This is a genomic window from Cobetia sp. Dlab-2-AX, assembly GCF_024124625.1.
In the GTDB taxonomy this organism is placed as follows: domain Bacteria; phylum Pseudomonadota; class Gammaproteobacteria; order Pseudomonadales; family Halomonadaceae; genus Cobetia.
The window spans coordinates 431,560-454,336 of sequence record NZ_JAMXRV010000002.1 but is presented as its reverse complement, the minus strand read 5'-3'; the positions used below and the strand labels follow the sequence as shown (position 1 = coordinate 454,336).

The following is a 22,777-nucleotide window of genomic DNA, read 5'->3' as shown; positions in this document are numbered from 1 at the left end:
CTTGAGGATAGTCACCAGGCGGGTGTGAACACTCGGCAGTGGTTGGCCGTGTCCTTGCCCCGATGACTTTCACCAGACGAGACAGCGCCATGTCCTTGAGCCTTGAGGCGGTCACCCGCCGGGTTGGCCGCGAGACCCATATCGACAGGGTGGATCTGACCTTCGAACCCGGCTCCTTCAATGTGCTGCTGGGACGCACCCTGTCAGGAAAGACGTCGCTGATGCGCCTGATGGCGGGTCTCGATGTGCCCAGTGACGGACGCATCGTGATGAACGGCGAGGACGTGACCGGCCGTCCGGTGCGCGAGCGCAACATCTCGATGGTCTATCAGCAGTTCATCAACTACCCGAGCCTGAGCGTCTACGACAATATCGCCTCGCCTTTGAAGCTGGCGCGCATGGCGCCTGAGGAAATCCGCCGCCGCGTACACGAGATTGCCGAGATGCTGCATATCGAGCAGTTTCTTGCGCGTCAGCCAGCGGAGCTGTCCGGTGGCCAGCAGCAGCGCACGGCCATGGCGCGGGCGCTGGTCAAGGACGCCGACCTGGTGCTGTTCGATGAGCCGCTGGTCAATCTCGACTACAAGCTGCGCGAAGAACTGCGCCACGAGATGCGCAGCCTGTTCGCGACCCGCAACACCATCGCCGTCTACGCCACCACCGAGCCCGGCGAGGCACTGGCGCTCGGCGGTACCACCACGCTGATGCATGAAGGGCGGGTGTTGCAGTCCGGGCCTACCGAGGCCGTCTACCATCATCCGCTGAGTGTCGAGGCGGCGAAGCTCTACTCCGAGCCGCAGATCAATCTGTTCGAGGCCGAGGTGCGCGGGCGTGAGCTGGCGTTCTCCGGTGCGGCCAGTGCCAGCGAGCAGGGCAGCCGTTTCGTGCTGCCCGCGCCACTGGCGGGGATCGAGAGCGGGGCCTATCGCTTCGGTATCCGCCCCAGCCATCTGGGGCTGGCACCGCTGGCCGATGATGATCTGGAGTTCGCCGTCACGGTGGATATCGCCGAGATCTCCGGCTCCGAGACCTTCCTGCATGTCAGCAATGCCGATCACTCGCTGGTCCTGCATCTGGCCGGCATTCACGACTTCGCCGTGGATGATGCCATCCGCGTCTATGCCCCCGCCCACAAGCTGTTCGTCTACGCCGCCGATGGCGATGACGGTGCGGTACAGCGTGGCGATGGGGCACTGATCCGCTCGCCCGAGCGACCCACCACGACTGGCGGAGGGCTGGCCTGATGGCGGAAATACACCTCAATGACCTGGCGCACAGCTACCTGGCGGCGCCCACCGCGGACAGTGATTACGCCATCCGGCGCATGAATCATGTCTGGCAGCAGGGCGGCGCCTATGCACTGCTCGGCCCGTCGGGGTGTGGCAAGAGCACGTTGCTCAACATCATCTCCGGGTTGCTGGCCCCCTCCGAGGGCGAGGTGCGCTTCGATGATCGCGTGGTCAATCGGCTGCCGCCGGAAGAGCGCAACATCGCCCAGGTGTTCCAGTTCCCGGTGGTCTACGACACCATGTCGGTCTTCGACAATCTGGCCTTCCCGCTGCGCAATCAGCGCCAGCCGGAGCACAAGGTACAGTCCCGGGTGCGTGAGATCGCTCAGGTGCTGGAGCTGGAAGACCTGCTCACGCGACGTGCCAGCAACCTGACGGCCGATGAGAAGCAGAAGGTCTCGATGGGCCGTGGCCTGGTGCGCGATGACGTGGCCGCCATCCTGTTCGATGAACCACTGACGGTCATCGACCCCCACCTCAAGTGGAAGCTGCGCCGCAAGCTCAAGCAGATCCATGAGCAATTCAACATCACCATGGTCTACGTCACCCATGATCAGCTGGAGGCCTCGACCTTCGCCGACAAGATCGCGGTGATGTATGAAGGCCGCATCGTGCAGTTCGGCACCCCGCGCGAGCTGTTCGAGGACCCTGCTCACACCTTCGTGGGCTACTTCATCGGCTCGCCGGGGATGAATCTGGCCAGCATCACGCTGGAATCGCAGGGCGTGCGGCTCGGCACGGGGGAGGACGCCCCCCTGCTGCATCTTCCACAAGCGCTGCTGGCGACACTGGCGGAGCGCAAGGGCGAGCTGAAGCTGGGCATCCGGCCGGAGTTCGTCGAACTCGAGGCCAGCGACAGCTCATCGGCGGCGGTGGTTCCCGACACCCGCGAGCATTGGCTGAGTGGTCAGGTCACGCTGGTGCAGGACCTGGGGACCTACAAGGTGGTGGACCTCGACATCGGCGGCGGCTGCCTGTTCAAGGCGCGTATCGAGGAAGATGCGCCACTGCCGGCAGGCCGCGTGCGTCTTCGCCTGCCGGCCCGCTGGCAGCGCTTCTATCTCGATGAGCATCTGCTGGACCTGTCACAGGCCGGTGTGTCCGACAGTGGCGAGGCGGACGGCTTTGCCAGAGGGGAGAGTGGCGGCTCTGTCAGAGGGGAAAGTGGAGAGCGGCCGGGAGGGAATGCCTGATGCAACGCACACACAACAATCGTGCCTGGTGGCTGGTGCTGCCGGTAGTCATCGTGGTGGCATTCTCGGCCATCGTCCCGATGATGACGGTGGTCAACTACTCGGTGCAGGACATCTTCGATCCCTCCACGCGATTCTTCGTCGGCACCGAATGGTATCGCGAGATCCTGCGTGACGAGCGCCTGCACGACTCGCTGATCCGGCAGTTCGTCTATTCCTTCGCGGTGCTGGCCATCGAGATTCCACTGGGGATCGCAGTGGCGCTCTCGATGCCGCGCAAGGGCTTCATGGTCTCGCTGTGCATGATTCTGCTGGCCTTGCCGCTGCTGATTCCCTGGAATGTGGTCGGCACCATCTGGCAGATCATCGGTCGTGAGGACATCGGCCTCTATGGCTGGGCGCTGGGCCAGCTAGGCATCGACTACAACTACGCCTCCAATCCGGCCGACGCCTGGGTGACGGTACTGGTGATGGATGTCTGGCACTGGACGTCGCTGGTGGCGCTGCTGTGCTATTCGGGGCTGCGTGCCATTCCCGATGTCTATTACCAGGCCGCGCGCATCGACCGTGCCTCGCCCTGGGCCGTGTTCCGCTACATCCAGCTGCCCAAGCTCAAGAGCGTGCTGTTGATCGGCATCATGTTGCGCTTCATGGACAGCTTCATGATCTACACCGAACCCTTCGTGCTCACCGGTGGCGGGCCGGGTACCACCACTACCTTCCTGTCCCAGACCTTGACCCAGATGGCGATCGGCCAGTTCGATCTTGGACGTGCCGCTGCCTTCTCGCTGATCTACTTCCTCATCATCCTGCTGGTCTCGTGGCTGTTCTATACCGCCATGACCCATCAGGACAGTGACGACGCCTGAGGAGACGAGTGATGACCACACGCAAGCGTCTGGTAATGACGATCTATCTGCTGTTTCTGCTGGTGCCGATCTACTGGCTGCTGATCATGTCCTTCAAGTCGAATCAGGAGATTCTCGGCGGCCTGACCCTGTGGCCCGAGAACTTCACCTTCGACAACTATCGGGTGATCTTCACCGACCCCAGCTGGTACATGGGCTACCTCAACTCGATGAGCTACGTGGTGCTCAACATGCTCATCTCGCTGGCGGTGGCGCTGCCGGCGGCCTATGCCTTCTCGCGCTATCGCTTCCTGGGCGACAAGCATCTGTTCTTCTGGCTCTTGACCAATCGCATGGCGCCGCCGGCGGTCTTCCTGCTGCCGTTCTTTCAGCTCTATTCCTCGGTGGGACTGTTCGATACCCCGCTGGCGGTGGCGCTCGCGCACTGTCTGTTCAACGTGCCGCTGGCGGTCTGGATTCTGGAGGGCTTCATGTCCGGCGTGCCCAAGGAGATCGACGAGACGGCCTATATCGACGGCTACAGCTTCCCGCGCTTCTTCCTGACGCTGTTCATTCCGATGATTCGCCCGGGCATCGGGGTGACCGCCTTCTTCTGCTTCATGTTCTCGTGGGTGGAGCTGTTGCTGGCGCGAACCCTGACCTCGACGGAGGCGAAACCGATAGCGGCGGTCATGACGCGAACGGTCTCGGCCTCGGGCATCGACTGGGGCGTGCTGGCCGCCGCCGGTGCCTTGACGCTGATTCCCGGCATACTGGTGATCTACTTCGTGCGCAACCATGTCGCCAAGGGCTTCGCCCTGGGCCGGGTATGATCGGCACCAGGTCGAGCGCCGCTGTCATTGCCGTCAGCAAGTCTCTGCTGGCGGCTCACAAGAGGACATGATGATGGAATGGATGGCCTGGACACTGCCCACGTCACTCTTCTTTGCCGGTATCGGCATCCTGCTGCTGGGCATGACCGCCTGGCAGTTCGTGACCCCGACGTTGAGTCGTCAGGGCTTTCTGCCCATCGCGACCACGCGGGGCGACAGACTGTTCATCGGCCTGCTCTCCAGTGGCTGGCTGCATCTGCTGTGGTTGGGCTTTACCGACCAGGTGTTGTGGATCATCAGCATCGTGTGTGTCGTCTGGATGCTGGTGTTGATGAAGTGGGGATGACATGCGGGGAGAGGTGGAGAGGAGAGCGCTGACGACAGGCAGCGTCGCCCGGTGGCAACACGGAACTGGACAGCCTGAGGGGAGTCCCAAGCGGTTCTGACTGGCATCCGCCAGTGACATTCGCCGCTCTGGAATCTCGTTGCATGTCGTCATCTCGCTCACCGCATCGCTCGTCTGCAGATAGTGCCTCAAAAGGGGCCTTGAATGGCGATTCTCCCTCGCCGGGCCGCAAGAACCGCCGTCGACTCTGGACGGGCGTGACAGGGCTGAGCATTGCCTGCGTTGTCGTCCTCGGTTGGTGGGCCGGTACACCGCTCGCCACCTTGGACGCCACGACGCCTGATCAGCAGGTTGGGAATGGCGAAACGGAAGATGCAGGGCAATCAACATTGTGGCAGCAGTATCAGCTCCAGTGGCAGGCCAATCAGACCCGCCCAGCCGAGGCGCGCAAGCCACTGCCACTGCCTGACGTTTCCCGCGCCGGCTACCATCAGGGCGAGGCACTGCCGGCACTTGCGCTTGAGCCACATGATGCTGGTGAAGCGCCAGGAAAGGGCGAGGCAGAAAAGGTCACGCCAGACGAGAGCGAAAAAGGCGCGCTGCGCCGATTCGATGTCACGGCCTACGGCGCGGATGGCAGTGACACCCTGAGTGATCGCCGCGCCATTCTCAAGGCGCATGCCGCCATGCGTGACTGGCAGCGCCAGGGCAGTGATGACGCCGACCGCCCCGCGCGCCGCGGCGTGCTGTATTTCCCGGCGGGGGAGTACGTGGTGTATGGGGCGGCCGAACGCGACTGGTTTCATTCCCGCCTGGTGGCACTGAAAGCCGCGGTGGCGGACTCAGAACGCCAGCAGGCGCTGCGCGAGGCACTGCTCAAGATGCAGGGTTTGAGTCTGGCAGGCAGTCACTGGACCTTGATGGGCGCGGGCAGTGATGTCACGCACCTCAGGCAGACCCGGCCGATGCTGCCGTTGCACGCCAGCTGGTACTGGAGCACTCCCTGGCTGCTCCATCTGGGCAATCTGGCCGAGGGTGGCAAGCAGGAAGCATGGCAAGCCGTCACGCCGACGAGTCACCGGCAGCCGGCGGATACGCAGGACACGATCACGCTGGCGGATGAGACGGATGAATCAGATGACGCAGCGCTCGCGCCAGGCGATGAGGTGCTGCTTGAGAGCATCGACAAGCGGCCTGAGGCAGTGGCCCGTGCCCTGGCGCCCTATCAGATGGAAAAGGACGCCAGCACCGGCGAGTCACGCTGGTTGATCGAGCGTGATGGAGTGTTCAAGCGGGCGCGCTACCGCGTGGTGGCACGTGACGGCCACCGCCTCACGCTCTCGCTGCCGGTGGTGCATGAGCGCTTTCCCGGTGAGCAGTGGCGCATCGCTCGTCTGCACCCGGCGCGGGAAGTCGGGGTGCAGGGCATCACGCTCAAGGGCAACTGGCGTGGGCACTTCAAGCATCACCGCAGCGCCGAGGATGACAGCGGCTTCGGCCTTCTGGACCTGGATGGCATCACGGATGGCTGGGTGCGTGACGTACGGCTCGACAGTTTCAATCAGGGGGTGAAGGTGCGCCACAGCTCACAGCTGACACTCGAAGACGTTACGATGACCGGCAAGCCCGGGCATATCGCGATGACGATCAGTGACAGCAATCAGGTACTGGCTCGCCAGGTAGTCGACCAAAGTCATGCCTGGCATGCACCGGGAGTGGCCCGCTACGCGACCCATAACGTCTACCTTGAACTGGAGCACGCCGGTGACAGTGGTATCGAACTGCATGGTCAGCAATCGCGCGACAACGTGTTCGATCAAAAGCGCGGTGGTCATGTGCGCGACCGTTGGGGCGCCAGTGTCGGCCATCAGCCCAATCATCTGCGCGGGCTGGTGCTGTGGAATCCGGTCAATACCGGCAAGCCACATGCTGCCTGGCCCTTCATGCGCGCCGATTCTCATTTCGGCAAGGTGATCATGCCGACGGTCGTCGGGGCGACCGGGCATGCGCTGGGCATCGCCAATCGTCATGACTATGCCCGGGTGATGAATGCCAAGGGCGTGACCGAGTATGACCCCTTGCCGCCGATGGATGCCTTGCAGGCACGCGTCGAGTCACCGGGCGAGGCCGTGAAGCCTGCCTCGCTCTACCGCGCCCAACGCGAGCTGTTGCATGAGACGCAAGAGTGATAGCCAGCCGCTCGGCCCATCGAGCAGCAGGGCCGCAGTGCAACGAGGACAACAGAGCAGCAGCCAACGACAGCAGATTGGAACGGCAGGAGGACGAGCAGCACCGAGAGCAAGCAAGGCGGCGAATCGCGCCGCGCGACACGTGATTGACGGAAGTGGTTGTTGGAAGACGCGACACAACAATAACGCCAATGAAGGGACATCCCATGAGTCAGCACATCATTCGACCCGCACGCCTGCGTTACGCCATCGCCTTCGCCACGGCGGCGGGGCTCGCCGGCCTCTCCAGCCAGGCCACGGCCGATCAGTATCAGGATGCGGCAAGGAAGTGGATCGATCAGGAGTTCTCACCCTCCACGCTGAGCAAGGACGAGCAGATGTCCGAACTCGAGTGGTTCATCAAGGCCGCTGAACCGCTGCGCGGCATGGAAATCAAGGTGGCCTCGGAAACCCTGACCACCCATGAATATGAGTCAAAGGTGCTGGCCAAGGCCTTCAGCGAGATCACCGGCATCAAGCTGACCCACGACTTGATTCAGGAAGGCGACGTCATCGAGAAACTGCAGACCCAGATGCAATCCGGGCGTAATATCTACGATGGCTACGTCAATGATTCCGACTTGATCGGCACGCACTTCCGCTATGGCAAGGTCGTGCCGATCAGCGACATGATGGAAGGCGACGGCAAGGCCTTCACCTCGCCGACGCTGGATCTGGACGACTTCATCGGGCTGGATTTCACCACCGGCCCGGATGACAAGCTCTATCAGCTGCCGGACCAGCAGTTCGCCAACCTTTACTGGTTCCGTGCCGACTGGTTCGAGCGCGAAGACCTGAAGAAGCAGTTCAAGGACAAGTACGGCTACGAGCTGGGGGTGCCGGTCAACTGGTCGGCCTATGAGGACATCGCCGATTTCTTCACCAATGACGTCAAGGAAATCGACGGTGAGCGCGTCTACGGCCACATGGATTACGGCAAGAAGGACCCGTCACTCGGCTGGCGCTTCACCGATGCCTGGTTCTCCATGGCGGGTGCCGGCGACAAGGGCCTGCCCAATGGCCTGCCGGTGGACGAGTGGGGCATTCGTGTCGAGGAATGTCAGCCGGTGGGCTCCTCGGTGACACGTGGCGGCGCGGCCAACGGCCCGGCGGCCGTCTATGCCACCACCAAGTATGTCGACTGGCTGGGCAAGTACGCACCGCCGGAAGCCCAGGGCATGACCTTCTCCGAGTCCGGTCCGGTGCCGTCCCAGGGCAACATCGCCCAGCAGATCTTCTGGTACACCGCCTTTACCGCCGACATGACGCGGGATGGCCTGCCGGTGGTCAACGACGATGGCACCCCGAAGTGGCGCATGGCGCCGTCGCCGCATGGCCCGTACTGGGAAGAGGGCATGAAGCTTGGCTATCAGGACGTGGGCGCCTGGACCTTCTTCGATTCCACGCCGGAGAAGAATCGTCACGCGGCCTGGCTGTACGCGCAGTTCGTCACTGCCAAGACCGTCTCGCTCAAGAAGACCCTGGAAGGGCTGACGCCGATCCGCGAGTCGGATATCCAGTCCCAGGCGATGACCGATGCCGCGCCGAAGCTGGGCGGTCTGGTCGAGTTCTATCGCAGCCCGGCGCGAGTGCAGTGGTCGCCGACCGGGACCAACGTGCCGGACTATCCCAAGCTTGCTCAGCTGTGGTGGCAGTACATCTCCCAGGCCGCCAGTGGCGAAGCCACGCCACAGGAAGCCCTCGATGGCCTGGCCAAGGCACAGGACCGCATTCTCGAGCGTCTCGAGCGCGCCAAGGTGATGGACAACTGTGGTCCGAAGCTCAACGAGGAGCGTGATGCGGAGTACTGGTTCGCCCAGCCGGGTGCGCCGAAGGCCAAGCTGGACAACGAGAAGCCCAAGGGCGAGACCATCGCCTACGACGAGCTGCTCAAGAGCTGGAAGGAGTAAACGCGACTGGCGCGACACTGCGCCTTCGAGCAGTCTCGTGAAAGACAGCAGCAACGACAACGCCCCTGCCGGTTTCCCGGCAGGGGCGTTCTTGTGCCAGAGCGATCAGCGACAGCGTTTCATCACTGCCTCATGGCTGGCTTGCCGTTACGGCCTTCCATTACCGCTCTCAGTCACGGCCCTCAATCGCCGCTCTCAATCACGGTAGAGATCGATGCTCGGGCAGGAGCAGATCAACTGACGATCGCCGTGCACGTTGTCGACCCGGTTGACCGCCGGCCACTGCTTGGCGGCCTTGACGTGCTCGCTGGGGAAGGCGCCGATCTCGCGGGAGTAGCTGCGCGTCCACTCGGCGTCCATCAGGTCGGCCTGGGTGTGCGGCGCGTGCACCAGCGGGTTGTCTTCCAGTGTCCACTCGCCTTGCTCGACACGGGCGATCTCGGCGCGGATCGCGATCAGCGCCTCACAGAAACGGTCGATCTCGTAGAGCGACTCGGACTCGGTGGGCTCGACCATCAGGGTGCCCGCCACCGGGAACGACATGGTCGGCGCGTGGAAGCCGTAGTCGATCAGACGCTTGGCGATGTCCTCCTCGCTGATGCCGGAAGCGGCCTTCAGCGGGCGGATATCGATGATGCACTCATGCGCCACGGTGCCGTTCTTGCCGCGGTAGAGCACCGGATAGTGCCCATCGAGACGCGTGGCGATGTAGTTGGCGTTGAGGATCGCAAGCTCGGTGGCTTCACGCAGCCCCTGCGCGCCCATCATCTTGATGTAGGCCCATGAGATCGGCAGGATCGCCGCGGAACCGAAGGCGGCGGCCGAGACGGCGGTGCACTCCGGTTTCACGCCTTCCAGCGGGGTGACCACGTGGTTGGAGACGAACGGCGCCAGGTGGGCCTTGATGCCGATCGGGCCCATGCCCGGGCCACCGCCACCGTGGGGAATGCAGAAGGTCTTGTGCAGGTTGAGGTGCGAGACATCGCCGCCGAAGTCCCCCGGGCGGCAGATGCCGACCTGGGCGTTCATGTTGGCACCGTCGATGTAGACCTGGCCGCCGTGGTCGTGAACGACCTGACAGGCTTCGCGCACGGTTTCCTCGAACACGCCGTGGGTGGACGGGTAGGTGATCATGATCGCGGACAGCTTGTCGCTGTGCTGCTCGGCCTTGGCACGCAGGTCTTTGATGTCGATGTTGCCGTTGGCGTCACACTCGACCACCACCACCTTCATCGCGGCCATTGCGGCCGAAGCCGGGTTGGTGCCGTGAGCGGAGCTTGGGATCAGGCAGATATCGCGTGCGCCTTCGCCGATGGAGGCCTGGTAGCGACGGATCGCGACCAGCCCAGCGTATTCCCCCTGCGCGCCGGAATTCGGCTGCATGGAAATGGCGTCGTAGCCGGTGATCTCGACCAGGAAGGCCGACAGCTCATCGATCATCTGCTTGTAACCGACCACCTGATCCGACGGTGCGAAGGGGTGGACGTTGGCGAATTCGGGCCAGGTGACCGGGATCATCTCGGTGGTGGCGTTCAGCTTCATGGTGCAGCTGCCCAGCGGGATCATCGCGTGGGTCAGCGACAGGTCCTTGTTCTCCAGACGCTTCAGATAGCGCAGCATCTCGGTTTCCGAGTGGTAGCGGCTGAAGGTCGGGTGAGTCAGGAAGTCGCTGTCACGCTGGCAGGCCGCCGGAATCGCGCTTGCGCCCTTGGCCAGCAGGTCCTGGTCCAGCGCGGCGACGGACAGGCCGTGCTCTTCGCCGAGCAGCACGTCGAACAGCACGCCGACGTCAGCGGCGGTGGTGGTCTCGTCGAGGTTGATGGTGATGCGGCCGTCGCCATGGTGGCGCAGGTTGATCTCGTGGGTCAGTTCGCGACCGTGGATCTTGCCCTCATCCACGCCGGTCACGGTGATGGCGTCAAACCAGCTGTCGTGGGCCAGTGCCATGCCGCAACGGCTGACGCCCTCGGCGAGAATGCTGGTCAGGCGATGCACGCGGGTAGCGATGCGCTTGAGGCCCTCGGCACCGTGATAGACGGCGTAGAAGCCGGCGATGTTGGCCAGCAGCGCCTGGGCGGTACAGATGTTGGAAGTCGCCTTCTCGCGGCGGATGTGCTGCTCGCGAGTCTGCATCGCCATGCGCAGTGCCGGGTTGCCGCGTGAGTCCTTGGAGACGCCGATGATACGGCCCGGGATGGAGCGCTTGAGCTTGTCGGTGGTGGCGAAGAAGGCCGCGTGCGGGCCGCCGAAGCCCATCGGCACGCCGAAACGCTGGGAGGTACCGACGACGATATCGGCACCGAGGCTGCCCGGCGACTTGAGCAGCACCAGGCTCAGCAGGTCGGCGGCCACCACGGTCATCGCGCCATTGGCGCGCGCGGCGTCCAGCAGCGGCGCGAGGTCTCGCACCTGGCCGGTGTTGCCCGGGTACTGGAAGAGGGCGCCGAAGATGTCGTGCTCGCCGACGTTCTCTGCGGCATCGATGACCAGCTCGAAGCCGAAGTAGTCGGCGCGGGTGCGCATGACGTCCAGGGTCTGCGGCAGGACATCATCGGCGATGAAGAAGCGCTTGCTCTTGCTCTTCTTGTTGCCGCGCTGACACAGCGCCATGGCCTCTGCAGCGGCGGTGGCTTCGTCCAGCAGGCTGGCGTTGGCCAGCTCCATGCCGGTCAGGTCCATCACTGCCTGCTGGAAGTTGAGCAGTCCTTCGAGACGGCCCTGGGCAATTTCCGGCTGATACGGCGTGTAGGCGGTGTACCAGCCCGGATTTTCCAGCACGTTGCGCTGGATGACTGCCGGCAGGTGGGTGTTGTGGTAACCCTGGCCGATATAGGTCTTGAACACCTTGTTCTGACGCGCGAGGCGCTTCAGGTAGTCCAGTGCTTCGGATTCCGTGCGTGGCCCTTCGAGATCCAGCTCACGGCCCAGACGAATGGCGGTGGGCACCGTGCGGTCGATGAGCGTGGCGATGCTCTCTTCGCCCAGCGTCGCCAACATGCGCGTCACATTGGCATCGGTCGGCCCATTGTGGCGGGAGATGAAATCGTCGTGTCCGGCCAACTGGGCCAGGGTAAGCGTCTCGTGAGCCATGCAAGAAATCCTGTGCTGCAACGGGGACTGCAGAGGGCAGTCCGCGGGAGGAACATCACCGTGCCAGCGAGGAGGCTGCGGGCAGGGCGTCGGGAATCATGGGGGCATCGACATCACTGCCGAGCATGCTGCAGTTGCTTCACTCCCCGCGCGACCTGCAAGGGCGGTCGTGTCAGGGGTGTCGTGCCATCGAAACGGGGTGGCGCAATCACGAGAAGGTGGCTGTGCGCGAGTGTGACTTATGCGAGCACGGATACGCGCTGAAACCTCCTGCCCTGAGTGACTGCGGCCTGGACAGGAGGTTGACGGCGATCAGGCTTCGCTTTCGACCAGCTGAGAATAGGCATCAGCGTCGAGCAGCTTTTCGAGTTCGGCGCTGTCAGCGACCTTCATCTTCAGAATCCAGGCATCGTCATAGGGGCTCTCGTTGACGGATTCCGGCGCGTCTTCGAGGCTCTCGTTGACGGCGATGACTTCACCGGCCAGCGGTGCGTACAGATCGGAGGCCGCCTTGACGGACTCGATGACCCCGAACTCTTCTTCCAGTGCCAGCTCACGGCCGACTTCCGGCAGTTCGACGAAGACGACATCGCCAAGCGCCTCCTGGGCGTGGTCGGTGATCCCGATGGTCACGGTGCCATCGCCGTTGTCCTGAACCCACTCGTGACTCTCGGTGTACTTCAGCGTGGCGGGAATATTGCTCATGAGTGTTTTCCTATGTGAAAAGATTTTCTGATTCAGGGAATCGGTACGTCATTATGCCCCAAGGTCCCAGCGTGTGGCAGTGGCAGACTGCCGCGTGATGCTACGACTTTGGGCGTGTGCTGCTGACGGCCGTCCCTCTATCGTGGTCTGTCACTCCTCGGGCGTCCAGTGTCTTGCGTGGTTCACTCATGAAGCCCGCCATCATGGGCCTGCCTGGCCCATTGCTATGCATCGTTGGCCGGGCCGCCCGGCGCCTTGTTAGTGCGCCGTGACACCTCGTGAGAGGTTGAGTACCTCGCAGCAGTGCGGGAGATGGGTCGCGCCAGTGGGCGAGGATGTCCGGGTCACTGTTGCGAGGCGCTCAAACTCGCGTTATGGTGCCGGCAGTTTCTTATCGGAAACTTGTTTCCATGTTGTGTCGTGAAGACTCGGCTGTCAATGCCTGATGCGTTCAAGCAAAGCGAACCTGATGAGAGCGCTGGAGACGCTGAACGAGGTTCACCTGAGCGTGACCGCGCCGGGCATGCGGCTCTGCATCTAGCTCGTCATTCGGTTCGGTTTGTTGTGAGACCTTTTTCGACAGTCTCGAGATCACCGGGCGAAGGATCTGCTGCCAGAAGACACGATGAGGCGATGAAACATGCGAGTTGGCGCAGTCTCATCGTACTTTTTACGCAATGATTGCCTCACCTGCCAGCGTAAAGCCCTGTTAGGCTAGTGAAGTGAGATAGCTTCCGCTAATGTGGGCTGTCCCAACGGTGAAAATGCCGTGGGAGGCTCGTCGCGGGTCGATCACCCACCTGGGGATGGCACCGCCACGAGTCACTGCGCATCGTGTGATAACAACAATTCAGCGGAGGAAATCTGCGTGGAAATGATCAGTTCCGTCTTTAGTGCCATCAATGGCGTCGTCTGGGGTCCATTGATGCTGATCCTGCTGCTCGGGGTCGGCTTCTATCTTCAGGCAGGCCTAAAGGGCATGCCGATCCGCAAGTTGGGTACCGGCTTCAAGCTGTTGTGGAATGGTCGTGCGCCGGGCAAGGATGGCGACGGCGAGATTTCTCCTTTCAATGCCCTGATGACGTCGCTGTCGGCGACCATCGGTACCGGCAACATCGCGGGCGTGGCAACCGCCATCGCGCTGGGTGGCCCGGGGGCGATCTTCTGGATGTGGATCACCGCGCTGGTCGGCATGGCGACCAAGTACGCCGAGGCCGTGTGTGCAGTGCGTTATCGTGAAGTCGATGACACCGGCAACCATGTCGGTGGCCCGATGTACTACATCCGCAACGGTCTGGGTGCCAAGTGGGGCTGGCTGGGCGGTGCCTTCGCCTTCTTCGGTTGCTTCGCGGCCTTCGGTATCGGCAACACCGTGCAGTCCAACTCGGTCGCGGATGCGCTGGAAACATCCTTCGACATTCCGCACTGGGTCTCCGGTGTGGTGATGATGGTGCTGGCTGGCGCCGTGATTCTCGGTGGCATCAAGCGCATCTCCAGCGTGGCCGGCAAGCTGGTGCCGTTCATGGCCATCGCCTACTTCCTGGCCGGCATCATCATCCTGGTGATCAACGCCGACCAGATCGGTCATGCCTTCGGCCTCATCTTCACCTATGCCTTCAATCCGGTCGCGGCTACCGGCGGCTTTGCCGGGGCAGCAGTGATGGCCGCCATCCGCTTCGGTGTGGCGCGCGGTATCTTCTCCAATGAAGCGGGTCTGGGCAGTGCGCCCATCGCCCACGCGGCGGCGCAGACCAAGAACCCGGTACGCCAGGGTCTGGTCGCGATGCTGGGGACCTTCATCGACACCATCATCATCTGCACCATCACGGCGCTGGCGATCATCACCTCTGGCCTGTGGTCTTCCGGGGAGACCGGCGCGGCCCTGACCTCGATGTCCTTCGATCAGGCGCTGCCGGGTGTGGGCAACCACCTGGTGGCCATCGCGCTGGCGGTCTTCGCCTTCACCACCATCCTTGGCTGGTCCTTCTATGGTGAGAAGTGCTTCCAGTACCTGTTCGGTACGCGTGCCATCATGCTGTATCGCATCGTGTTCGTGATCGCGATTCCGTTGGGTGCGATGGCCAAGCTCGACCTGATCTGGCTGATGGCGGACACCTTCAATGCGTTGATGGCGATCCCGAACCTGATCGGTCTGGCGCTGCTGTCGCCGGTGGTCTTCAAGCTGACGCGTGATTATTTTGATGGCAAGGAAGTGCTGGCTGGCGAAGATCGCTGAACGACGCTGATGACTCGCCTGGCCCTACCGTGCCACTGACTGCCTTGTGCATCGCCCGGGCCACCTGATCTGGGCGGTGCAGGCGCAGGGCGCCCTGTTCAAGTCGACGGTGCTCTTGTGAGCAGTGTCCATGACAACAAGCCTCCAGAGAGCGTGTGCCGTTCGTGTGCCATCTCTGAGAGTCATCGCAAGCCAACCAGGAGAATGACGATGTCCGATTCCGCCGCAGTGACGGGTCTCAAGCAGACCGCCCTTCATGACCTGCATGTCGAGCAGGGGGCCAGGATGGTCGAGTTCGCCGGCTATTCCATGCCCGTGCAGTACCCGCTTGGCGTCAAGAAGGAGCATGAACACACGCGCGCCAAGGCAGGGCTGTTCGATGTCTCGCACATGGGGCAGTTGATCCTGCGGGGCGAGAATGTGCAGGCGGCGCTGGAGGCATTGGTGCCGACGGATATCATCGACCTGCCGGTGGGCATGCAGCGCTATGGCCTGCTGACCTCCGACACCGGCGGTATCCTGGACGACCTGATGATCGTCAATGGCGGTGAACACCTCTACGTGGTGGTGAACGCTGCCTGCAAGGATCAGGACATCGCACATCTGCGGGTAGGACTGCCGATGGATATCGAGCTTGAGGTGCTGGAAGATCGGGCGCTGCTCGCACTGCAGGGGCCGATGGCTCATGCGGTGATGCAGCGTCTGTCGCCCGAGGCCTGCGAGCTGACCTTCATGCATCATGCCCATGTCACCATCGAGGGTATCGAGTGTTGGGTCAGTCGCAGTGGCTACACCGGCGAGGATGGCTTCGAGATCTCCGTGCCCGATGCCGACGCAGTGCGCTTCGCGCGGCTGTTGCTGGCGATGGAAGAGGTGGAGTTCATCGGGCTTGGCGCGCGGGATTCACTGCGTCTCGAGGCGGGGCTGTGCCTGTACGGTCACGATCTCGATACCACCACCTCACCGGTGGAAGGCAGCCTGATCTGGGCGTTGGGCAAGGTGCGTCGTCAGGGTGGCGAGCGTGAAGGCGGCTTCCCGGGGGCCGATGTCATCCTGACCCAGATCGCCAACAAGGATCACACCCGCAAGCGGGTAGGGCTGGTCGCGCACGGGCGTGCGCCTATCCGCGAAGGGGCTGAGCTCTATGATGCCCAGGACAATCGTATCGGTGTGGTGACCTCCGGCAGCTTCGGGCCGACCTATGGCAAGCCGGTGGCGATGGGCTATGTGAGCATCGCTCACAGCGCACTCGAGACCGAAGTGTTTGCCGATGTGCGTGGCAAGCGCCTGCCGATGACGGTGACGAAGATGCCGTTCGTCGAGCAGCGCTACTATCGGGGTTGAGCACGCCGTGGCCAGATGAGACACAGTCAGCGGAATTGCCAACGAGGCGTGACGATCACCCGCTGCTGGACGCACTTTGACCAGACATGAAAAAGGGACTGCCCAGGCAGTCCCTTTTTCATGTCTGGCAGACGGGCATGTGGGAGGGGGCGATGCCCCGCGCCGTGCGCGAACGCCAGACGCAGAAAAGCCCGCCGAAGCGGGCTTTTCTGTCGGAGGAGGGGTTAGCCTCTTCCAGCCAGATCATGATCAGTCAACGATCTTGATGTTGGCGGCCTGGAGGCCTTTCTTGCCCTGGGTGACGTCGAAGGAAACCTTCTGACCGTCTTGCAGAGACTTGAAGCCTTCAGCCTGGATTTCGGAGAAGTGTGCGAACAGGTCGTCACCGTTGTCGTCCGGAGAAATGAAGCCGAAACCTTTGGTGTCGTTGAACCACTTGACTGTGCCAGTTGCCATGATCGTAATTCCTTACTGATGATATTGCCGGGAGTTACCCGATAAACGTGGGTAAAACAAGGAGGATATACACCAGGTACCGAAGTGCTTCGATCACGACTGACGATATTCGACTTGCTAACCAACGAGAGCAATACTGCGCTGCTCGGGCGGCAAGGTCAAATGAAATATCAAAAACTTATCCTTTTGCCTAATGATCGTGTGCAGAATTCGCCCGCAAATCCGTGCCAATAGTGCTGAGAATTTCGCCACATCAAGGGCGGGGAGCTCGCTTGTTTTTTTATCCCGTTATCTTGGTATGAGCGATGACGCCTGTAGGAAAAAGACCATGGTGCGGCTTTGCCTGTGCAGGAGCTTGAATGGCGCAAAGCCCCGTACGACGGGCGATAGACACAAAAAAGCCGGCAGCGATGGCAGCGCTGCCGGCGGATGGCGTCGAAGCCATCAAGGCTCTCGGAGAGAGGATGTGATGCGCCCATCACATCATGAGAGATTTTCCTCAAAAGGGTCGGCAAAAATCCGTGGGATGCCGGGGCCGTGATTCGTCACCCTCGAGCGCAATTGTTTCGTGAGTCAAAAGTGGCTCGAAGGCCAAAGGCGGCGCGAGGGTGGCCAGTGGTCGGAGGCAGAAAGTGCCTCAGGCATCCAGCTGCATTTCCGGCACGTGTTCCGGGACGACCAGCTTGCCTGCGGTCAGACGCTTGATTTCCTCGACGCTCACGCCTGGCGCGCGCTCCAGCAGGTGGAAGGCACCTTCCTTGATCTCGAGGAAGGCGAGGTCTGTCAGCACGCGACGGATGCAGCCGGCGCCGGTCAGCGGCAGTTCGCACTGGCTGAGCAGCTTGGATTCGCCGTGCTTGGAGGCGTGGGTCATGGTGCAGATGATGTTCTCGGCACCGGCGACCAGGTCCATGGCGCCGCCCATGCCCTTGACCAGCTTGCCCGGAATCATCCAGCTGGCGATATTGCCGTTCACGTCCACCTCGAAGGCGCCGAGCACCGTGAGGTCGACGTGGCCGCCACGGATCATGGCGAACGATTCGGCCGAATCGAAGATGGCAGCGCCATCGATGGTCGTCACGGTTTCCTTGCCGGCATTGATCATGTCGGCGTCGACTTCGTCTTCATAGGGGTAGCGGCCCATGCCGAGCAGGCCATTTTCGGACTGCAGCATCACCTCGATACCGTCGGGGATATAGTTGGCCACCAGTGTCGGGATGCCGATCCCCAGATTGACGTAGGAGCCGTCTTGGATTTCCTGAGCCACTCGCTGGGCCATCTGTTCGCGTGTCAAAGCCATGATTGTTTCCTTGTCTTGGGTGCCATCAGCCATGAGGCACTGTGCCTTGTCGTGAAGGCGGTCGAGAAAGTTCGCCGACGGGCCTGTCGCCCTGATGACAGCGATTCATGCCGGCGGAGCCCTGGGCTCAACGCGAGCGGACGGTGCGTTTCTCGATGCGCTTCTCGAAGTTGCCCTTGATGACGCGATCCACATAGATGCCGGGCGTGTGGATGTCGGCGGGGTCCAGTTCACCCGGCTCGACCAGCTCTTCGACTTCTACCACGGTGATCTTTCCGGCGGTGGCGGCCAGCGGGTTGAAGTTGCGCGCGGTGTGGCGGTAGACGACGTTGCCATAGCGGTCTGCCTTCCAGGCCTTGACGATGGCGAAGTCGCCCTTGATGGACTCTTCCAGAATGTAATGGCGGCCATCGAACTCGCGCACTTCCTTGCCTTCGCCGATCGGTGTGCCGTAACCGGTGGCGGTGAAGAAGGCAGGGATACCGGCGCCGGCAGCACGCATCTTCTCGGCCAGCGTGCCCTGGGGAGTGAGGATCACTTCCAGGTCACCGTCGAGCAGCTGCTTCTCGAACAGTGCGTTCTCGCCGACGTAGGAGGCGATCATTGTCTTGATCTGACGGTCTTCCAGCAGGACGCCGAGCCCGAAGCCATCGACGCCGCAGTTGTTGGAAACCACGGTGAGGTTCTTGGCGCCGAGGCGCTTGATCTCAGCAATAAGGTTCTCCGGGATACCACACAGGCCGAAGCCACCGGCGATTACCGTCATGCCATCTTCGAGGCCTGCCATGGCCTCCGCGTAGCTGGTCACCACCTTGTTGAATCCTGCCATGCGAATCTCCTTGAGTATCCAAGCTGTTGTCGTCGGGATGTCTTCATCATTGCCGACAATCCTGAGTCTGTATATATTTAATAAGTTTGTTTTTTCTATCCATTGATCAGTTTTTGATAATAATTGATTCGCGACTTATCGAGCCTGCTCGCGAGGAAAAAGCCTGCCAGACCCCATGCTGGCGGGGCTGATGCGGTAGCGGGGCGGAACGGCCTGAACTGTGCGCTCAGCCAGGTGAGAGCTTCGTGGCTGTCATCTATGACCAATGGCCTAGATGCCCTGCGAGCGCCTGCTCTGCGAGCGACAGCCAACGAACTGCGCCACATCACTTCTTGTGACATCTCTTGAAACAACCCCGGGACAGGACACGACATGACTCTCAAACAGCTGAAGGCCTTCGTGGCCGTGGCGCGCACGTTGTCCTTCGCCGAGGCGGGCACGCTGGTACATCTCTCGCAGCCGGCCCTGTCGTTGGCGGTGAAGAATCTGGAGGAGTCGCTGGGGGGGCGCCTGTTTCAGCGCTCGACCCGACAGGTCAGCCTGACGCCGGAAGGGCGCGCCTTCTTCCCGCTGGCCAGGCGTCTGCTGTCGGACTGGGAACATGCCGAGGATGAGATGCGCCAGCGCTTCAGCCTCGGGCGCGGCCGCGTGGCCCTGGCCGCGATGCCGACCTTCGCCGGCAATCTGCTGCCCGGGGTGCTGGCCGATTTTCGCCGCCAATATCCGGAGATCACCATCGAAGTGAATGACGTCATCGCCGAAGAGGTGGTCGAGCGGGTCACCGATGGTCGCGTCGAGCTGGGGATCTGCTTCGACCCCGGCGTACGCCAGGACCTGGTGTTCGAGCTGCTGTTCGAAGACCGCTATGTGGCGATCATTCCCCCCGGCCACGCCTTGCTGGCAGAGGCGCCGACCTCCATCGAGTGGTCACGGCTGCTCAAGGAAGACTTCATCACGCTGCAGCGGCCCTCGGGGGTGCGTCGCATGCTCGAGAAACGTCTTGAGGATGCGGGCATGGCGCTGCATGTCGCCTTCGAGACCCACCAGCTGGTCACCTGCGGGCGCATGGTGGCGGAGGGTCTGGGTGTCAGTGCGGTACCGGCGATGAGCGCGGCGCAGATGAGCGCGCTGGGCTGTCAGTGCCTGCCGCTGACAGGCCCCGAGGTTCAGCAGCGGGTCGGCGTGATCCGTCGCGGCCGTCATGAACTGTCGGTGGCGGTACAGGCGATGCTGGAGACCCTGCGCGCGCGTTACCCAGCGGCGGATTGAGTCCGGGGCGCAGTGACACAGGGAGCGACAACAAAGAAGGCGTTAGCGCAGGAAGAGGGCAGCAAGAAGGCAAGAGGAGAGCGAGAAGAGAGAAAGCAGAATGCACAAGAAAGCCGACCTCACCGGGAGGGCGTCAGCAGCTGGCGATAGGTCAGGCTGATGCGCAGCCCGTCGAGCTTGCGCGGCGGCAGCGCATGATGGAGGCGATCCTGACAGCCACGGCCCATCACCAGCAGCGAGCCATGTGGCAGCCACAGATTGAACGCCGGCGTGTCGGCATAGGGACTGCGCGGATGGCCCTTGAAGCGCAGGGGGCGTTCTCGTCCCAATGAAATGGCGAGCACGATCGGGCGAGTGCCCAGCTCCGGCTCGTTGTCGCTGTGCCAGCCCATGCGGTCGGCGCCGTCGGCGTAGCGATTGGCCAGCAGGCTGTTGAAATGCTCCGGGATCACGGACTCGCTGCGCCCCAGATCATCGCGTTGCGGGCTGAGCTCATGGTTGATGGCATGACGTGAAAGCTCGCCCAGTTGCCAGGCGGTCATGTGCCAAGGATTGGGTTCGAACAGGCTGCCGGAGTAGCGATAGCGGGCGCCGACATCGCCCATCCACACCTGGCGGCGTGGAATCGGGTGTGTCTTGCCATGCACGCTCAGGCTGGGGCGCTGCCAGTCGAGATCGCCCTCCAGCGTGACGAGGGCCTGATCGGCCTGCAGCGGCGTCAGGGCGCGCGGCTTGAGATAGAGCGGGTGCAGAGGGTGGCGGTACCAGCCGTGCGCGAGGGCAAGCCAGTCCTCGGGCAGCTCGCGCGGGCGAGCTGCCAGGGCCGAGCCATCCGCCGCCGTCTGGTGCGCAGCTCCATCAGCCGCGGACGTGGAATCAGAGGTCGAGAGGGCGGCGAAGAGATCATCGCCAGCAGAAGGAGTCGTCATGCGGCGAGAGTGCCAGAGCCGCGTCAGGTTGGGCAAGTGGCTCTCGATTCGCGCCGACCCGGGGCTGACGCGAGCCTCACAAGCGTCAGGTCGTCAGCAATGTCTCGAAGGTCAGGATGGCCACCTCGGCAAGGCCCAGCCCCAGCAGCGCGCCGGCCAGCACATCACTGACGTAATGCAGACCGAGGATCACTCGGGAAAGCGCGATCAGCAGTGCCAGTGGCGTGACGAGAATGGCAATCTCCGGCAGCTGCTGAGCGGTCAGGCTGGCGAAGAGGGCAGCATGCAGGGTGTGACCGCTGGGAAAGCTGTAGCGATCCAGCGGTGGCATGGTGCAGTTGATGGTATTGAAGGTGATGAACGGGCGTTCCCGACATAGTCGCGTCTTGAGTGCGCGGTAGAGCAGTGCCCCGGCGCCGGCCGCCAGGCCGAATTCCAGAAACAGCCAGCCGCCCATGGCATGGTGCAGCGGCAGGCTCAGCGTCAGCAGCGCCCACGCCGGCCAGTCGCCCAGCCGCGAGACGATACGAAACAGGGTGAGTATCGGCCGGAACAGCGCCAGGCGCGCGACCTGGCGGCACAGGCGCCACTCCAGAAGGTCCAGTCGCTCAAAGACGGGAAGGCTGCGATCGTGCATCGGGCTTCTCCTCGGCGTGACGCAGGCAGGTCAGAAAGCCCTCGGCGATGCGGCTCCAGCCCAATGGTTCGACGCGCACGCGGGCGGCACGTCCCAGTCTGGCGATGCGGGCCGGCCGCTGGCAGGCCTCCACCGCCTGTTCGATGAAGCGCTCCGGCTGGCTGCAGGGCGCCAGCAGGCCCTGGTGATCGTCGCGGATCACCTCGGCGGCCGCCGCGTAATCGAAGGCGATCACGGCCAGTCCGCTGGCCATGGCTTCCAGCACCACGTTGCCGAAGGTCTCCGACAGTGACGGGAAGACGAACAGGTCGGCGCTGGCGTAATGGGCGGCCAGCGCCTCGCCGGTCTGGAAGCCGGCGAAGATCGCCTCGGGCAGGCGCTGTTCCAGGCGCTCGCGCAGCGGACCGTCTCCCACCAGCACCAGGGCAAGGTCCGGTTGCACGGCCAGCATGGCCTCATAGGTACGGATCAGCAGGTCGATGTTCTTCTCGGCGGCCAGGCGCCCGACGTGCAGCGCGACGGGTTGCTGTGAGCTGACGCCCCATGACTTGCGCAATGCTTCGCTGCGATGACGGGGCGAGAAGCGCTCGCAATCCAGGCCGCGCCCCACCACCTGCACATGCTCGAAGCCTTGCTGCATCAGGCTGTCTGCCTGGGTGCGCGTCGGTACCAGCGTCATGTTGGCCGCATTGTGGAAGCGGCGCAGGCCGCGCCGCACCAGCGGGCGTAGCGCCTTGAGCCGGTAGTGGGTGCTGTATTGATCGAAATTGGTATGAAAGCCCGCGACCACCGGCAGGCCCAGACGGCGGGCGACCATCAGTGCGCTGATGCCCAGCGGGCCTTCGGTGGCGATATAGACGACACAGGGGCGATGCTCGCGCCACATGCGCATCAGGCGCTGCGGCGCCGGCACGCCGACCTGCACGCTGTCATACCCTGGCAGGCGGAAGCCGCGTACCTGAAGCTCCTGCTGGACACGCGGCTCCAGGCTGCCATCTCGGGTGGCGGGACGAATGAGTTGGAGCTCACAGCCGTGCGCGATGAGTTGATCGCACAGATGACTCAAGGTATGAGCCACGCCATTGATCTCCGGATGCCAAGTTTCACTGACGAAGGCAATGCGCTCCATGACGTCTCCCTAGATGACTATTGTGGTCATTATCGAGAGAGGGAGTGACGGCGGCATAACAAGCAGGTGACGAAGCGATGACACACCTTCAACCCCTCACAACTCAGAGGTATGAGGGTTGTCTCATGAATCGTCAAGCAAGGACGACAGCCACCGGCGCTATCGTCAACTGGCGGGGACTGGAGGTGGCGCCATGCCGGGCTGGC

18 protein-coding genes are annotated in these 22,777 nt (G+C 62.8%); 10 read left to right on the top strand and 8 right to left on the bottom strand.

Annotated elements, in window-relative coordinates; genetic code table 11:
* Positions 1-89 precede the first annotated feature (89 nt).
* The 7 genes from NH396_RS05020 to NH396_RS04990 all read left to right on the top strand — a co-directional run bounded on the left by NH396_RS05020 (position 90) and on the right by NH396_RS04990 (position 8,647).
* Entirely contained in the window at positions 90-1,244 is a 1,155-nt protein-coding gene (locus tag NH396_RS05020) for an ABC transporter ATP-binding protein (RefSeq protein ID WP_176676689.1), read from the top strand.
* Positions 1,244-2,482 carry an ABC transporter ATP-binding protein gene (locus tag NH396_RS05015; protein ID WP_176676690.1) on the top strand — a complete coding sequence of 413 codons (1,239 nt, stop codon included), beginning with the start codon at positions 1,244-1,246 and terminating at the stop codon, positions 2,480-2,482. Before NH396_RS05020 ends, NH396_RS05015 begins: the two co-directional genes overlap by 1 nt.
* Positions 2,482-3,351 (top strand): sugar ABC transporter permease, encoded by an 870-nt coding sequence (locus tag NH396_RS05010; protein WP_176676691.1) that lies wholly within the window; start codon positions 2,482-2,484, stop codon positions 3,349-3,351. Before NH396_RS05015 ends, NH396_RS05010 begins: the two co-directional genes overlap by 1 nt.
* Positions 3,352-3,362: 11 nt before the next feature.
* Entirely contained in the window at positions 3,363-4,163 is an 801-nt protein-coding gene (locus NH396_RS05005) for a carbohydrate ABC transporter permease (protein ID WP_043334505.1), read from the top strand.
* Between the two features lie 73 nt (positions 4,164-4,236).
* Entirely contained in the window at positions 4,237-4,509 is a 273-nt protein-coding gene (locus tag NH396_RS05000) for a DUF2160 domain-containing protein (RefSeq protein ID WP_176678314.1), read from the top strand.
* A 389-nt stretch (positions 4,510-4,898) separates the two neighbouring features.
* Complete coding sequence (locus NH396_RS04995) at positions 4,899-6,698, top strand: DUF4955 domain-containing protein (RefSeq protein ID WP_253062122.1); 1,800 nt, start codon at positions 4,899-4,901, stop codon at positions 6,696-6,698.
* 206 nt (positions 6,699-6,904) lie between these two features.
* On the top strand, positions 6,905-8,647 hold the full coding sequence (locus NH396_RS04990) for an ABC transporter substrate-binding protein (protein ID WP_175089827.1): 1,743 nt from the start codon (positions 6,905-6,907) through the stop codon (positions 8,645-8,647).
* Between the two features lie 195 nt (positions 8,648-8,842).
* On the opposite strand, the gene gcvP is transcribed toward NH396_RS04990, so the two are convergent.
* Both gcvP and gcvH read right to left on the bottom strand, forming a co-directional pair.
* Positions 8,843-11,737: an aminomethyl-transferring glycine dehydrogenase gene (gene gcvP, locus NH396_RS04985; protein ID WP_176676693.1), complete on the bottom strand. Its 2,895-nt coding sequence runs from the start codon at positions 11,735-11,737 to the stop codon at positions 8,843-8,845.
* Between the two features lie 312 nt (positions 11,738-12,049).
* A complete protein-coding gene (gene gcvH / locus NH396_RS04980) occupies positions 12,050-12,442 on the bottom strand; it encodes a glycine cleavage system protein GcvH (RefSeq protein WP_175089829.1) in 393 nt (130 codons plus the stop codon).
* Between the two features lie 868 nt (positions 12,443-13,310).
* Between gcvH and NH396_RS04975 the strand changes: the two genes are divergently transcribed.
* On the top strand, positions 13,311-14,678 hold the full coding sequence (locus NH396_RS04975) for a sodium:alanine symporter family protein (protein WP_253062111.1): 1,368 nt from the start codon (positions 13,311-13,313) through the stop codon (positions 14,676-14,678).
* Positions 14,679-14,906: 228 nt separating this feature from the next.
* Complete coding sequence (gene gcvT / locus NH396_RS04970) at positions 14,907-16,022, top strand: glycine cleavage system aminomethyltransferase GcvT (RefSeq protein WP_253062209.1); 1,116 nt, start codon at positions 14,907-14,909, stop codon at positions 16,020-16,022.
* Between the two features lie 249 nt (positions 16,023-16,271).
* On the opposite strand, the gene NH396_RS04965 is transcribed toward gcvT, so the two are convergent.
* The 3 genes from NH396_RS04965 to NH396_RS04955 all read right to left on the bottom strand — a co-directional run bounded on the left by NH396_RS04965 (position 16,272) and on the right by NH396_RS04955 (position 18,607).
* Complete coding sequence (locus NH396_RS04965; protein WP_175089832.1) at positions 16,272-16,478, bottom strand: cold-shock protein; 207 nt, start codon at positions 16,476-16,478, stop codon at positions 16,272-16,274.
* Between the two features lie 637 nt (positions 16,479-17,115).
* On the bottom strand, positions 17,116-17,778 hold the full coding sequence (locus tag NH396_RS04960) for a 3-oxoacid CoA-transferase subunit B (protein WP_176676696.1): 663 nt from the start codon (positions 17,776-17,778) through the stop codon (positions 17,116-17,118).
* Positions 17,779-17,905: 127 nt separating this feature from the next.
* The gene (locus NH396_RS04955) at positions 17,906-18,607 is read right to left on the bottom strand and encodes a 3-oxoacid CoA-transferase subunit A (protein ID WP_176676697.1); all 702 of its coding nucleotides are present in this window, start codon (positions 18,605-18,607) and stop codon (positions 17,906-17,908) included.
* Between the two features lie 372 nt (positions 18,608-18,979).
* Here NH396_RS04955 and NH396_RS04950 point away from each other — a divergent pair, with 372 nt between their 5' ends.
* On the top strand, positions 18,980-19,876 hold the full coding sequence (locus tag NH396_RS04950) for a LysR family transcriptional regulator (RefSeq protein WP_176676698.1): 897 nt from the start codon (positions 18,980-18,982) through the stop codon (positions 19,874-19,876).
* Between the two features lie 119 nt (positions 19,877-19,995).
* Here the strand turns inward: NH396_RS04950 and NH396_RS04945 are convergent, their stop codons facing one another.
* From NH396_RS04945 to NH396_RS04935, 3 genes are all read right to left on the bottom strand, one after another.
* Entirely contained in the window at positions 19,996-20,805 is an 810-nt protein-coding gene (locus NH396_RS04945) for an alpha-ketoglutarate-dependent dioxygenase AlkB (RefSeq protein ID WP_176676699.1), read from the bottom strand.
* 85 nt (positions 20,806-20,890) lie between these two features.
* Positions 20,891-21,442 (bottom strand): phosphatase PAP2 family protein, encoded by a 552-nt coding sequence (locus NH396_RS04940; protein WP_176676700.1) that lies wholly within the window; start codon positions 21,440-21,442, stop codon positions 20,891-20,893.
* On the bottom strand, positions 21,414-22,571 hold the full coding sequence (locus NH396_RS04935; RefSeq protein WP_176676701.1) for a glycosyltransferase family 1 protein: 1,158 nt from the start codon (positions 22,569-22,571) through the stop codon (positions 21,414-21,416). Before NH396_RS04935 ends, NH396_RS04940 begins: the two co-directional genes overlap by 29 nt.
* Between the last annotated feature and the right edge of the window lie 206 nt (positions 22,572-22,777).

Excerpts from the sequence above, each read along its gene's own strand:
- NH396_RS05020 (WP_176676689.1), top strand. The coding sequence starts at position 90 with ATGTCCTTGAGCCTTGAGGCGGTCACCCGCCGGGTTGGCCGCGAGACC.
- NH396_RS05015 (WP_176676690.1), top strand. The coding sequence starts at position 1,244 with ATGGCGGAAATACACCTCAATGACCTGGCGCACAGCTACCTGGCGGCG.
- NH396_RS05010 (WP_176676691.1), top strand. The coding sequence starts at position 2,482 with ATGCAACGCACACACAACAATCGTGCCTGGTGGCTGGTGCTGCCGGTA.
- NH396_RS05005 (WP_043334505.1), top strand. The coding sequence starts at position 3,363 with ATGACCACACGCAAGCGTCTGGTAATGACGATCTATCTGCTGTTTCTG.
- NH396_RS05000 (WP_176678314.1), top strand. The coding sequence starts at position 4,237 with ATGGAATGGATGGCCTGGACACTGCCCACGTCACTCTTCTTTGCCGGT.
- NH396_RS04990 (WP_175089827.1), top strand. The coding sequence starts at position 6,905 with ATGAGTCAGCACATCATTCGACCCGCACGCCTGCGTTACGCCATCGCC.
- gcvP (WP_176676693.1), bottom strand. The coding sequence starts at position 11,737 with ATGGCTCACGAGACGCTTACCCTGGCCCAGTTGGCCGGACACGACGAT.
- gcvH (WP_175089829.1), bottom strand. The coding sequence starts at position 12,442 with ATGAGCAATATTCCCGCCACGCTGAAGTACACCGAGAGTCACGAGTGG.
- NH396_RS04965 (WP_175089832.1), bottom strand. The coding sequence starts at position 16,478 with ATGGCAACTGGCACAGTCAAGTGGTTCAACGACACCAAAGGTTTCGGC.
- NH396_RS04960 (WP_176676696.1), bottom strand. The coding sequence starts at position 17,778 with ATGGCTTTGACACGCGAACAGATGGCCCAGCGAGTGGCTCAGGAAATC.
- NH396_RS04955 (WP_176676697.1), bottom strand. The coding sequence starts at position 18,607 with ATGGCAGGATTCAACAAGGTGGTGACCAGCTACGCGGAGGCCATGGCA.
- NH396_RS04950 (WP_176676698.1), top strand. The coding sequence starts at position 18,980 with ATGACTCTCAAACAGCTGAAGGCCTTCGTGGCCGTGGCGCGCACGTTG.
- NH396_RS04945 (WP_176676699.1), bottom strand. The coding sequence starts at position 20,805 with ATGACGACTCCTTCTGCTGGCGATGATCTCTTCGCCGCCCTCTCGACC.
- NH396_RS04940 (WP_176676700.1), bottom strand. The coding sequence starts at position 21,442 with ATGCACGATCGCAGCCTTCCCGTCTTTGAGCGACTGGACCTTCTGGAG.
- NH396_RS04935 (WP_176676701.1), bottom strand. The coding sequence starts at position 22,571 with ATGGAGCGCATTGCCTTCGTCAGTGAAACTTGGCATCCGGAGATCAAT.